Source organism: Streptomyces sp. 2A115 (assembly GCF_052245575.1).
Taxonomy (GTDB): domain Bacteria; phylum Actinomycetota; class Actinomycetes; order Streptomycetales; family Streptomycetaceae; genus Streptomyces.
Genome location: NZ_JBQQCG010000005.1, coordinates 183,377 through 196,117, shown reverse-complemented (window position 1 = coordinate 196,117; position 12,741 = coordinate 183,377). Strand labels below are relative to the sequence as shown.

General features: G+C 69.2%; 10 protein-coding genes. 4 read left to right on the top strand and 6 right to left on the bottom strand.

The features are described from left to right. Positions 1-348 precede the first annotated feature (348 nt). Both ACTWQR_RS07055 and ACTWQR_RS07050 read right to left on the bottom strand, forming a co-directional pair. Positions 349-1,761, bottom strand: a complete 1,413-nt coding sequence (locus tag ACTWQR_RS07055; RefSeq protein WP_443226037.1) for a cytochrome — start codon at positions 1,759-1,761, stop codon at positions 349-351. A gap of 205 nt (positions 1,762-1,966) precedes the next feature. Continuing rightward, positions 1,967-2,161 (bottom strand): hypothetical protein, encoded by a 195-nt coding sequence (locus ACTWQR_RS07050; protein WP_443226036.1) that lies wholly within the window; start codon positions 2,159-2,161, stop codon positions 1,967-1,969. A 623-nt stretch (positions 2,162-2,784) separates the two neighbouring features. Here ACTWQR_RS07050 and ACTWQR_RS07045 point away from each other — a divergent pair. After that, positions 2,785-3,855, top strand: coding sequence for a non-reducing end alpha-L-arabinofuranosidase family hydrolase (locus ACTWQR_RS07045; RefSeq protein WP_443226035.1), 1,071 nt, complete (start codon positions 2,785-2,787; stop codon positions 3,853-3,855). Between the two features lie 87 nt (positions 3,856-3,942). On the opposite strand, the gene ACTWQR_RS07040 is transcribed toward ACTWQR_RS07045, so the two are convergent. Next, a complete protein-coding gene (locus tag ACTWQR_RS07040; RefSeq protein WP_443226101.1) occupies positions 3,943-7,317 on the bottom strand; it encodes a pyruvate carboxylase in 3,375 nt (1,124 codons plus the stop codon). Between the two features lie 530 nt (positions 7,318-7,847). Here ACTWQR_RS07040 and ACTWQR_RS07035 point away from each other — a divergent pair. The 3 genes from ACTWQR_RS07035 (at position 7,848) to ACTWQR_RS07025 (ending at position 11,045) form a co-directional block, all read left to right on the top strand. Continuing rightward, positions 7,848-9,185, top strand: a complete 1,338-nt coding sequence (locus ACTWQR_RS07035) for a vanadium-dependent haloperoxidase (protein WP_443226034.1) — start codon at positions 7,848-7,850, stop codon at positions 9,183-9,185. 350 nt (positions 9,186-9,535) lie between these two features. Further along, complete coding sequence (locus ACTWQR_RS07030; RefSeq protein ID WP_443226033.1) at positions 9,536-10,300, top strand: SAM-dependent methyltransferase; 765 nt, start codon at positions 9,536-9,538, stop codon at positions 10,298-10,300. 235 nt (positions 10,301-10,535) lie between these two features. Further along, positions 10,536-11,045 carry a GNAT family N-acetyltransferase gene (locus ACTWQR_RS07025; protein ID WP_443226032.1) on the top strand — a complete coding sequence of 170 codons (510 nt, stop codon included), beginning with the start codon at positions 10,536-10,538 and terminating at the stop codon, positions 11,043-11,045. Between the two features lie 139 nt (positions 11,046-11,184). Here ACTWQR_RS07025 and ACTWQR_RS07020 read toward each other — a convergent pair whose 3' ends face one another. The 3 genes from ACTWQR_RS07020 to ACTWQR_RS07010 all read right to left on the bottom strand — a co-directional run bounded on the left by ACTWQR_RS07020 (position 11,185) and on the right by ACTWQR_RS07010 (position 12,727). Beyond that, positions 11,185-11,652, bottom strand: coding sequence for a DUF5990 family protein (locus tag ACTWQR_RS07020; protein ID WP_443226031.1), 468 nt, complete (start codon positions 11,650-11,652; stop codon positions 11,185-11,187). 120 nt (positions 11,653-11,772) lie between these two features. Continuing rightward, a complete protein-coding gene (locus ACTWQR_RS07015; protein WP_443226030.1) occupies positions 11,773-12,252 on the bottom strand; it encodes a hypothetical protein in 480 nt (159 codons plus the stop codon). Beyond that, positions 12,236-12,727, bottom strand: a complete 492-nt coding sequence (locus ACTWQR_RS07010) for an RNA polymerase sigma factor (protein ID WP_443226029.1) — start codon at positions 12,725-12,727, stop codon at positions 12,236-12,238. Before ACTWQR_RS07010 ends, ACTWQR_RS07015 begins: the two co-directional genes overlap by 17 nt. Between the last annotated feature and the right edge of the window lie 14 nt (positions 12,728-12,741).

Here is a 12,741-nt window from a genome sequence, read left to right as displayed (position 1 = left end):
TGGCTCAACACGGGAGGACGAGACGAACCTGTTCCGCGACCACGAGGCCGGTCGACGCGTTCTGGCGAGAGGTCCGCCGGGCGGCGTGCGGGCCGGGGGGGCGTCGGGGCGTACCTGAAGTCCCCAGGGTCGCTCAGGACCGGCCCGGCATCGACTGCGCCCGGACACCACCTCGCCGGCGGCAGACCGCCGGGCAGGGCAGCAGCAACGGCAACGGCAACGCATGGCACTCAGCCGCCTGTCGCTGCCGGTACCACCGCCGCACCTCGTGATGGACACCGACCACCGGGCCCTCGAAACCGTGGCCGTCCAACCGCACCGAGGTCGTCCAACCGCGTCGTACGGAGGTCAGCGGCCGGCGCGGATCAGGCCCGTCAGGTACCGCCACAGCGATGAGCGTTGACGAGCGGACGGGTCCGGCACCACCGGCTCGGGCCCGGGCGTCAGCGGTCCAGGGGCGTACACCGCCGGCGGTTCGGGCGTTGACGCGAGTTCGTACCGTACGGGCAGAGATCGCAGCCCGCGCATGAACGGGGAAGAGCGCCACGGCAGTTGGTCGACCGGAAGCGCGAGGTCCAGGTGGGAGAACCGCTCGAAGAGCCGGCCCACACCCACCGCCGCGACCGTCGACGCGAGTTCACGCGCCGGGTCCGGGCACTGGCGGCGCCCCGCACCCCAGGAAAGGTGCGCCCGGGTGCTGATCGTGGAGTTCGACGCCACATGGTCGGCGAAGACAGGGTCCGCGTGTGCGGCGGCGGAGGAGACCCACACCGGGTCGCCCGCACGGATCGTGAAGTTCCCGAGCTCGGTGTCCTCGGCCGCGAACCGCGGCACGAAGTTCACCAGGGGCGGCTTGCGCATGACCACCCGGTTCATGGTCTCCCTGAGCATCCCCGCGGACAGACTGGCACGTACGCCGTCCTCGCCCGAGATGACCTCGACCACGGTGTTGGATATGAGGATGCCGACGTGGTCGGACGTCATGCCGAGCAGCATGAACAGCTCGCGGGCCAACTCGTCGAGCGAGAGATTCGGGTGGGCGGCCAGCAGGTACGAGGGGAAGTCGTTGCCCGGCTTCTCCATCTTCAACGCTGCCAGATCGGCCAGTGTCACCAGCAGCCGCTCCAGGGCGGGTTCCGCGTCCGGACCCGCGTCGAGCACCCGCCACATGTCCATGAGAGCGTCGTCGCCCTGCGAACCGGGGAAGCCGAGCAGATGGCTGGCCACCATCAGCGGCAGCGGTCGCGAGAACTGCGCGGACAGGTCCGCGACGCCCGTGCTGCCGCCCTGCCCCACGAGGGTGATCAGATCATCGGCGTAGGCGGTGACGGCGGCCTTCAGCCGCTTCGCCTGGGGGTGGCGAGGGTCCTGGAACGGCTTGAGTGCCACCTCCCACGCCCTGCGCAACGGCCCGTGTCCGGAACCGCCCTGAATCAGGATGTGGTTGACCTCCAGCGACGGCCCCAGTGGCCAGTCCGCCGGTACTCTGCCCTCGGAGCGGGCCCGCCAGTTCTCCAGCCCCTTCGGCCACCGCTCGTCGTCCTGCAGCACCTCAAGCGCTTCGCGGTAACCCAGCACCAGCCAGGCCGGCACTCCGAGCAGGTCGACCGGCGCGACCGGGCCGTGCCGCTGCCTCAACCGCTCGTAGACGAGCGAGGGCCGCGTCTCGTAGTCCCGGGTCAGCAGCGGTTCGCAGGTCATTTCCTCCAACCGCGTGTCGTCCAGATCCGCGAACCCGCCGTCGCTCAGGTGAGTACCCATCGCCCTACCGCCCTCCAACACTCCCCGTACCGGCGCATGGTCGCTCGGTGACTACGAAATGGTGGGGAACCCTACCGCACGGTAGCTCATCGGCCGAGGCGGGGGCGCGACTTGTGTCCGTGGACGGGTTGAAGATGCCCGACGCTCCTTGAGTTCCGCAGCACTTGGGTACCTGATTCCTGACCCCCGAGGGGCGGCTTCGCCATCAGCCCACTACCTGGGCGGAGTTGCCGGGAGCGCGCACGACCGGGTCGGTACGCAGCCTCAAGAAGGCCAGGCCGAGGGCAACGGCCCGCAATGCGGCGCACACCGCGATGGCGTGATCGAGCGCCACCGACGACGCGGGGGCGACCACGATCCCCGCGACCGGGAACGGCAGCAGAACACGCAGGATGGTCACGGAAAGCGTGTTGTCGCAGAGGGGCCGGTGGAATGAGGAGTGAGCGCAGCGTTCGCAGGATGGCGGTCAGGCGATACAGCTCCACTAATTCGACGCGACCGGCGACGGAAGCTATCCGAATTCCGACATCCGCCCCCGGGGGTGATCGTGCCCGGCGACGGCGGGCTGGACGCGCACAAATGACGCTAAATACGCCGCCGATTGTGCAGCCACACACCTCATTGAGGAAACAACCACGGCGCAGCCATAAAACAGCTCGGCTGAATACCGCAGGTAAGCCTTCACATTTGGCGGCGACAACCAGGCGCGACAGCGACAGTCAGCCAGACGGCGAGATCAGTGGCCACGTCTGGTGTCAGATCGCCGGATGGTACGCGAGGTATTGACGTGTACTGAGGGTCTCCTATCATCCTTGACGTCCGGCTTCCCGGTCGAGATTCGATATTTCGAACATTCGCAGCGTTAGTCATGCACACTGCTCAGCCACGCACGACGGCACCCGCACCCGCACCCGCACCGTCCGTACCGGTAAGGCTCTCCCCCACGGCGTCACCGTGCCGGTTCCACAATCGCGTAGAACGGCGTGCGCGCGGAGAGCCCCCGGCCGACTCCTGGAGCTTGGCATGCGTCCACTCGCACAACGCCTGCACTTGCACTTACGTCCGAGCGGCACCCGACAGGCAGTCCTGACCCTCGTGCTGGGTCTGGCGATGGTGCTGCTCTCCATGCCCTCGGCACCCGCATCGGATTCGGCAGCCGCGCCGCTGCCGAGCAGCTTCCAGTGGTCCTCCACCGGGCAGCTGATCGCCCCCAAGCCCGACGCGACCCATCCCGTCGTCTCCGTCAAGGACCCGTCGGTGATCCAGGCAGGCGGCAAGTGGCACGTCTACATGACGACCGCGAACACGTCGGGTGCCTGGAGCATGGCCTACACCAGCTTCACCGACTGGTCGCAGGCTTCCTCGGCTCCGATCACCTACCTCGACACCAACCCCAACATCGGCACCGGCTACCGAGCCGCGCCCCAGGTGTTCTACTTCGCGCCGAAGAACCAGTGGTACCTCGTCTACCAGACCGGCCTGCCCTCGTATTCGACCTCAAGCGACCCGGCCAATCCCCGTAGCTGGTCGGCGCCCAAGAACTTCCAGAACCCGCTGTCCGGCGGTTCGCTCGACTACTGGGTCATCTGCGACAGCGCCATGTGTTACCTCTTCTCGGCCAACGACGACGGCCGCCTGTACCGGGCGGAGACGACCGTGGGTGAGTTCCCGAACGGCTTCCGCAACACCAAGGTCGTCCTGCAGGACTCCAAGTTCGCGCTGTTCGAAGGCCAGGCCGTCTACCGCGTGCAAGGAACCAACACCTACCTCCTGGTGATGGAGGCCATCGGCAGCAACGGCAGGCGTTACTACCGCTCCTTCACCGCCGAGGGTCTCAACGGCCAGTGGCAGCCGCTCGCCGCGACCGAGGCCAACCCGTTCGCCCGCAGCACCAACGTCACCTTCCCCTCCGGCGCCTGGACGCAGGACATCAGCCACGGCGAGCTGATCCGCAGCGGAAACGACCAGACCATGACCATCAACCCCTGCCGACTGCAGTTCCTGTACCAGGGCCTGAACCCCTCAGCCGGCGGCGACTACTCCCAACTCCCCTACCGCCTGGGCCTGCTCACCCAGACCAACTCCACCTGCTGACCTGCCTCCTCCTTCCTCCTGCGAGGTCCGGCTCGCAGGAGAAAGGCGATGTCTCCTCGCCCCACGTGCCGCCCGCAGGGGTCTGGCTCAGCCGATCTCGACGAGGAGATCGCCACCCTCCACCTGCTGGATCCGGTTGATGGCCAGTCGGGACACCTTCCCGGCCTTCGGGGCGGTGATCGCGGCCTCCATCTTCATCGCCTCGATGGTGGCCACCGTGACACCGGCCTCGACGTCGTCGCCCTCGGCGACCGAGAGGGTCACCACTCCGGCGAAGGGCGCGGCGACATGCCCGGCGTTGGACCGGTCGGCCTTCTCCGTGGCCGGTACGTCGGAGGCCACCGCGGTGTCGCGTACCTGGATCGGCCGCAGTTGGCCGTTCAGGGCGGACATCACGGTACGCATTCCGCGTTCGTCGGCCTCGCCGATGGCCTCCAGCTCGATGAGGAGCCGTACACCGGGTTCGAGGTCGACGGCGTACTCCTTCCCGGGGCGCAGCCCGTAGAAGAAAGCCTTGCTGTCCAGCACGCTGGTGTCGCCGAAGTTCTGACGGTGTGTCTCGTAGTCGCGCGTCGGCCCGGGGAACAGCAGACGGTTGAGCGTCGCGCGTCGGTCCTTGTCCAGCCCGGTGCGGTCCTGCGCCGTCAGTTCCTGCGCGGGCTTGGGGTCTGCGCGTCCCTGGAGTGCCTTGCTGCGAAAGGGCTCGGGCCAGCCGCCCGGCGGGGTGCCCAGCTCTCCGCGCAGGAAGCCGACGACGGAGTCGGGGATGTCGAACGAGTTCGGGGCCGCCTCGAAGTCCTCGGGCGGCACGCCCGCGCCGACCAGGTGCAGGGCGAGGTCACCGACCACCTTGGACGACGGAGTGACCTTGACCAGGCGGCCGAGCATCCTGTCGGCGGCCGCGTACATCGCCTCGATGTCCTCGAAGCGGTTGCCGAGGCCCAGCGCGATGGCCTGGGACCGCAGGTTGGAGAGCTGTCCACCGGGAATCTCGTGGTGGTAGACGCGCCCGGTCGGCGAGGCGAGGCCCGCCTCGAAGGGGGCGTAGATCTTGCGGACGCTCTCCCAGTACGGTTCCAGGTCCCCGACGGCCAGGAGGTCCAGCTCCGTGGGCCGCTCGGAGTGGTCGGTGGCGGCCACGATCGCCGACAGCGACGGCTGGGAGGTGGTGCCCGCCATGGACGCCACCGCGCCGTCCACCGCGTCCGCGCCCGCCTGGATCGCCGCGAGGTAGGTGGCGAGCTGTCCTCCCGCGGTGTCGTGGGTGTGCAGGTGCACCGGCAGGTCGAACTCGCGGCGCAGCGCGGATACGAGCGTCGCGGCGGCCGGCGCACGCAGCAGCCCGGCCATGTCCTTGACGGCCAGGACATGGGCGCCCGCGTCCACGATCTGCTCGGCCAGGCGGAGGTAGTAGTCCAGGGTGTACAGGCGCTCGGCGGGGTCGGAGAGGTCGGCCGTGTAGCACAGGGCGACCTCGGCGATCGCCGTTCCCGTCTCGCGTACGGCGTCGATGGCGGGCCGCATCTGCCCCACGTCGTTCAGCGCGTCGAAGATCCGGAAGATGTCGATGCCGGTGGCCGCGGCCTCCTGCACGAACGCGTCGGTCACCTCGGTCGGATACGGCGTGTAGCCCACGGTGTTGCGGCCCCGCAGCAGCATCTGCAGGCAGATGTTCGGTACGGCCTCACGCAGAGCGGCCAGCCGTTCCCAGGGGTCCTCGGCGAGAAAGCGCAGCGCGACGTCGTACGTGGCGCCACCCCAGCACTCCAGGGACAGCAACTGCGGCAACGTCCGCGCCACCACCGGGGCGACGGCGAGCAGGTCCTTGGTACGCACCCGGGTGGCGAGCAGCGACTGATGGGCGTCCCGGAACGTGGTGTCGGTGACGCCGATCGTCGGCGACTCGCGCAGCCGGCGTGCGAAACCCTCCGGGCCGAGTGCGGTGAGCTGCTGCTTCGAGCCGGCGGGCGGCTCCGTCTCGCCGGTCCGCGGCAGTTTGGTGGTGGGGTCGATCAGCTCGGGCCGCTCACCGTGCGGCCGGTTCACCGTGACGTCGGCCAGGTAGGTGAGCAGTTTGGTGCCCCGGTCGGCGGAGTGGCGTGCGGTGAGCAGATGGGGCCGTCGCTCGATGAACGACGTGGTGACCTGCCCGGCCTGGAAGTCCGGATCGTCCAGCACGGCCTGCAGGAACGGGATGTTCGTCGCCACACCACGGATGCGGAACTCGGCCACGGCCCGCCGGGCCCGGTTGACCGCGGTCGTGAAATCCCTTCCGCGGCAGGTGAGTTTGACCAGCATCGAATCGAAGTGCGCACTGATCTCCGTACCGGCGTGGGTGGTACCGCCGTCGAGACGGATGCCCGAGCCGCCCGGTGAGCGGTACGCGCTGATCCTGCCGGTGTCCGGGCGGAAGCCGTTCGCGGGGTCCTCGGTGGTGATCCGGCACTGCAGGGCGGCACCACGCAGCACCACGGACTCCTGCGAAAGCCCGAGGTCGGCCAGCGTCTCCCCCGCGGCGATCCGCAACTGCGCCTGTACGAGATCGACATCCGTGACCTCCTCGGTCACGGTGTGCTCGACCTGGATGCGCGGGTTCATCTCGATGAAGACGTGATTGCCGTCCCGGTCGAGCAGGAACTCCACGGTCCCCGCGTTGCGGTAGCCGATCTGCTCGGCGAACCGCACCGCGTCGGCACACATCCGCTCCCTCAGATCCGGGTGGAGATTCGGCGCGGGCGCCAGCTCGATCACCTTCTGGTGGCGGCGCTGCAACGAGCAGTCGCGTTCGAAGAGGTGAATGACGTTTCCCTGCCCGTCGGCGAGGATCTGCACCTCGATGTGCCGGGGTTCGACCACGGCCTTCTCGAGAAAGACGGTCGGATCCCCGAACGCGGACGCGGCCTCACGGGCCGCCGCGTCGATGGACTCGCGCAGCACCGCCGGGTTGTCCACCCGCCGCATACCGCGCCCACCGCCGCCGGCCACGGCCTTGACGAACAAGGGAAACCCGATGTCCTCGGCAGCGCGGACCAGTTCGTCCACGTCGCTGGAGGGCTCGGAGGAGCCGAGCACCGGCACACCGGCCGCGCGGGCGGCCGCCACGGCACGCGCCTTGTTCCCGGTCAGTTCCAGGACCTGGGCGCCCGGACCGACGAACGTGATGCCCGCCTCCTCGCACGCGCGTGCGAGTTCGGGGTTCTCGGACAGGAAGCCGTAGCCCGGGTAGACCGCGTCCGCGCCGGCCAGGCGGGCCGCCCGGACGATCTCCTCCACGGACAGGTAGGCCCGCACCGGATGTCCCGGCTCGCCGATCTCGTAGGCCTCGTCGGCTTTCATGCGGTGCAACGAGTTGCGGTCCTCGTGGGGAAAGACCGCGACGGTTCGCGCACCCAGCTCATAGCCGGCACGGAACGCGCGAATGGCGATCTCTCCACGGTTGGCGACCAGCACCTTGCGGAACATGTCCGATCCCTTCAGCCTGCCGGTGACGTACACCATCGTGTCGGCGACGCCTCTGCCCTGCCACGTGTCGTCCAGTTCCCGCACGCGTAAGGCACGCGGCGGGCAGTCCGGCCACCTTGTCCGGCGGCCACACTAGGGGCGGGCAGGCACCTTCCTGAAGAGCACATGACCATGACGTGGGCCTCACTCGGCGGTCTACTCCACTCCGCAGCGGACAGGCACGGACTCCACGGCACCGGATGGTCGCTCGCCTACGGAGACCCCTCGTGTTCCCGGTCCGGCCCGGTCGGCGCGGCCGCGACCGGCTCAACTCGAGGTGAGCGCCGGTCAACGGTCCGGCTCGGGCGTGAGCTGTCGGCGCTGCACGCTGCCGACACGCCCGAGTTCGGTGCGCCATCACTCCTGCCCCCGGCAAGCCGTACGTGTGGCAGCCGTCGCTCGGACGGGTCAACCTGCCGCCGAACAGGCGCCGCCGGACGCGCCTGGCGGTCATGGTTCTCCCGGTATGGCATCGGCCGAGAGGAGTCCACGTGCGAAATCCGCGCGTCTGGTTCGGGGCACGAACGGTGGTCGCAGGCCTGACCTGCGGCTTGCTCACGCTTGCGCTGGCAAGTCCCCACGCCGCCGGGGCGGGACGGACGGGCGGGGCAACGGCGGCGAAGCCGGATCTCCATGCGGGAACGGCGGCGAAGCGGGATCTGCCCGCGGGAACGGCGGTCGTCATCGAGTGGATGCGTACGGCGGCGTCCACCGTCGCCGCCGAGGCCCGGCCCACCCCGCCTGAGGCGTTGATCTGGGACGCCCGCGTCTCGACTGCCGTCTACAACGCGGTGGTCGGAATCGAGGGCCGCTACACCCCGTACAAATGGCAGGCACGGGCGCCCCGGCCGGCCTCTTCCGAGGCGGCGGCCGCCTCGGCGGCACACCATCTGCTGAGCCACTACTTCCCAGGAGCGGGACTCCGGCTGGACGCCGCCCTCGCGCATACCCTGGCGAAGATCCCGGACGGCAGGGCCGAGGACGAGGGGGTGGCATTCGGCAAGCGCGCCGCCGCGCACGTCATCCGTCTCCGCCACGGTGACGGCGTCGGCGCGTCGGTGCCCTTTCCCGCGCGGCCACGCCCCGGCGTCTGGAGGCCGACCCCTCCCGGATACGAGCCGTTCGGCACCGCCTGGGTCGCCAAGGTCCGGCCGATGCTGCTGGAATCCTCCGACCAGTTCCGGCCCGGCCCGCCGCCCGCGCTCACCTCCACCCGCTACGCGAAGGACCTCAACGAGCTCAAGGCCTACGGCGGGCGGACCAGCTCCCTCAGGACACCCGAACAGACCGACACAGCACGGTTCTTCGCCACCATCGACTTGCAAGAGGCTTTCGGTGACTACGCCGCCCGGCACGGTCTGGACGTCGCCGACACCGCACGCCTGTACGCCGCGGCGAACACGACCCAGATGGACGCCGTCATCGCCTCCTGGGACGCCAAACTCCACTACGCAACCTGGCGACCCGTCACCGCCATCCGGCTGGCGCACACCGACAACAACCCCATGACCACAGCGGACCGACACTGGGAACCGTTGCTCACCACTCCCGCGCACCCCGACTACCTCAGCGGCCACGCCACCACGGGTGGTGCGCTGATGCGCACCCTCACCGGACTCTTCGGCACCTCCCACGTCGACCTCCATGTCACCTCCGAGGGCGGCTCCGCGCCCCGGTACTACCGGTACGCCCACGAGTACAACCGTGACGTCGTCGACTCCCGCGTCTGGGGCGGCATCCACACCAGAACGGCCGACCAGGTCGGCAACGTCATCGGCCGACAGATCGCCGCCTGGGCACTGGAGAGGCACTTCCGACCCCTCCCTTGACCGGGACCGACAGGGTGCCCCTGCGAGAAAATGCGCGCTCGGACGCATCACAACTGCCGAATCACAACTGACGCATGGCAACTGCGGAGCGAAATCACGGTCGCCAGGCGTGGGACCGCGCCGGGCCGCCACTCACGCCGTGTCGCCACCCACCCTCTGGTGCCTACACCTCGGGCGAGCGCGCGGCGTGAGTCAGCATCCGACGTGGGTCCGTACCCGGTCAGTCGTGTGTCCGTACCCGGTCAATGATGTCGGTGAGGCTCATGTCAACCGCTCCTGATCTCCGCTCAAGAGGAACTGCACCGGAAACGGGTTGTGCATGCGCGGGTGATCGGCTTGGCTCCGTGTTCGTGCCTGCCTTAAGTGATCTCATCCGTCCGGACCGCTATCCGCGTTCCTCCGGCTACGACCCCGCCTGGTTGCTCGACCTTGACATGGGGCCGAACCCGTTGTGGCTGCTGGAGGACCTTGCCCGGGACCTTGACCTGCGCCCGGGAATGCGGATTCTTGACCTCGGTTCCGGCAAGGGTGCCACGTCGGTGTTCCTGGCCCGCGAGTACGGGGCCCAGGTCGTCGCTGCCGACTGGTGGATCGCCCCCGAGGAAGCGCAAGCCGTCTTCGCCAAGGCGGGTGTCGACGACCGGGTGGAGGCCGTGCGGGCGGAGGCGCACGGTCTGCCGTTCGAGGAGGAGAGCTTCGACGCCATCGTGAGCGTCGACGCGTTCGAGTACTTCGGCACGGCGGACAGCTACCTGCCCTACCTGGTGCGGTTCCTGCGTCCGGGCGGACAACTGAGCATGGCCACTCCCGCCATGACCCAGGAGGTCCGCGAGCTCGGCGCCATCCCGCCCCACATCAAGGAGGTGGTCGGCTGGGAAGCGATCGCCTGGCATACGGCCGAGTGGTGGCGCTTCCAGTGGGAGATCACCGAGCTGGTGACGATCACGTCCGCACGGCTGCAGCAGGACGCCTGGCGGGACTGGCTGTTGTGGGCCCAGGCCTGCGCCGAGCACCAGCCGGACGGCCGCAGGACGAACCAGGCCGTGATCGACATGCTCATCGCAGACAACGGGGCGTTCCTCTCCTTCGCGCTGGTGACCGCCCGCAAGAACTGAGCAGAACCACGCGGGACGCCGCTCTGGCGCAGGGACTGACGGGCAAGAAGCCGGATCAGGCCCTGCTGCCGGCCGGCGATTGATAGGTTGCACTGGCAGCCGATCTGCGTGACTACCACTGCGACAAGGGGGGTTGATGAATATGGGCCGCCAGGCGCTTCATCAGCCTGCCCTTGTCCGGGCCGCGCAAGTACACTGAGCGGCCCGGTCGTCTTGAAACGACCAGGAGCGTCGCGTGTCATCTACTTTTTTCCTGTCCGGTACGGACCTCAACACTGACCGCCTTGTACTGCGGCAGTGGCCCACCGACGATCTCGACGCCGCCCTCAACGACCGGCGGCTGGTGCACTGGGCTGAGGACTTCCCCGCCGAGGGTGACCGGGTCATCGTCGGCGTCATCGCCCAAGGGCCGGATGCCGGGGGCGCGTACGGCCACCGGCAGATCGTCGAGCGGGCGAGCGGCCTGGTGGTCGGCAGCATCAGCCTGCTCTGGCCGCCGAGCGACGGATCCCTCGAAATCGGCTACGGCATCGTGGCATCACGGCGAGGCCGCGGCTACGCTCCCGAAGCCACCCAGGCCCTCGTGGAGTTCGCCCTGACCTCGCCGGACACCCATAGCGTGTACGCCGATGCCGAACTGTCGAACCCGGCCTCGATCCGCGTGCTGGAGAAGGCCGGCTTGCACCGCGTCAGCAGCAACGCAACGACGACCCGGTTCAGCACACAAGCACCGAACCTGAATTAGCAGTAGCCCCAGCTGAGGCCGACGGCATGGCCGCCGTCGGCCTCAGCGCCTGCGTGGTTCACAAAATCGCGCGTCCGGCAGCGGCATGGCAGCCGTCGTGAGCGGGGCCATCCGGCTGCTGCGCCTGGTGACAGCCCTTCTAGGCGGCGACTCCGGCGCTCCAAGTGATGTGCGGCGGCTCGACCCGTGCGCACAGGGGACCGCCGGACGCGTCCGTAAGACCGAGACGTCCGAGCAGCCAGCCCTCCCGCGCGGCTGCGGCGAGCACCTCGGAAGGGACGACATCGAGCAAGAGCTTGGCGCGACGGAACATCGTGAAGACGCCCGACTCGTCGACCGTGCCCCACGACAGATAGATGAAGCGGCGCCCCAGACGGTCCTGTACGTACGGTCCCTTCACGTCGGTGCCCGTCAGCGAGGTCACCGCGGTGCACTCCAGGGTCCAAGACGCGGACGCGGCATCGCCGGGCTGCGGCTCGAGGAGCTCAGCGGGACGGTCACGGCGCTGTACGGCGACGTGGACGTTGCCGTACACGGAAACACCGCCGCCCGCGGGGACCGAGCAGGTGAGGCCCGGCAGGTCAACGGCGTCGATACGGATACGCATACCAGCCATCATCCTCCGTCGACCGCGGCCGGTGCGTCACGGTGCCTTCGGCGTCACGACTCTCGGCGTCACGGACCTCACTCGGCACATGCGTACAACCGCGACAGCGCAGACCGTGACCTATGGCCGGGCGATGCTGTCGGGCGTGGCGTCGGCCCCGGTCGGAACCGCAGACGGCTCGAGGGATGGCGAAGTCGGTGTTGCCGACGGCACGCCGGGGAGGGGAGCGGCCGTGCTGGTCGGGTCGCGGGGACTGTCGGTCCCGGGCGCCTCGGTGGGGAGGGTGCTGGCGGGCACGGGCGACGCCGACGGGGTGGGCGTGGTGGGAGGACTGCTCGCTGGTGGCGGGGCGAGGGGGACCGTCGGGGACGCGGGTGTCTCCGGTGTCGCCAGGCGGAGCGGCAGCGCGACGAGGGCGGCGACGGCGCATGACACGCCGACGCCGGCCGCGGCGCGCAGCAGACGGCGGCGGGCCGCACCCCGGCGGATCGCCTCGTACTGGCCAGGGGGTGGGCCGAGATAGTCGGAGGTGGGCCGCAGGATGATGGCCAGCGGGTCCTCGGGGTCGAAGTCCGGACCCTCGTCAGAGTGTGTGATCAAGGCTCCTCCTCAGATGGGCGCGCAACAGTTCTCGGGCCGCGTGGAGGTCGGCCTTGATGGTTCCTTCCTTGCGCCCGGTCAGCACGGACACCTCCCGGATCGGCATGTCAGCGTAGTAGTGCAGCAGGATCGGGACGCGCAGTCGTTCCGGCAGCGACTGCACGAGCAGGCGTACCGAAGGGTCGGCCTGTTCGGTCTGCGGGCGGACGGCGACTTCGGCGGTGGCACGGTGCACGGCTCTGCGTTCGCGCTCGAGTTTGCGCCAGTGGTCCCGCACCAGGTTGGCCGCGGTGACGTAGAGGAAGCCTTGGGGCTCCGCGACAGATGTCCAGCGGGCCCAGAGCCGGGTGAACGCCTCCGAGGCGATCTCGTGTGCCGTCTCGTCGTCGTCGACGAGACGGCGGCACCAGCCGGCCAGGCGCGGGTAGAGGGCGGCGAACAGCTCGGACGCTGCCTGCTCGCGGGACCGTTTCAACGCTCTCCATGGTC

Coding starts and splice junctions, on each gene's coding strand:
- ACTWQR_RS07040 (WP_443226101.1), bottom strand. CDS start 7,317: ATGTTCCGCAAGGTGCTGGTCGCCAACCGTGGAGAGATCGCCATTCGC.
- ACTWQR_RS07045 (WP_443226035.1), top strand. CDS start 2,785: ATGCGTCCACTCGCACAACGCCTGCACTTGCACTTACGTCCGAGCGGC.
- ACTWQR_RS07020 (WP_443226031.1), bottom strand. CDS start 11,652: ATGCGTATCCGTATCGACGCCGTTGACCTGCCGGGCCTCACCTGCTCG.
- ACTWQR_RS07055 (WP_443226037.1), bottom strand. CDS start 1,761: ATGGGTACTCACCTGAGCGACGGCGGGTTCGCGGATCTGGACGACACG.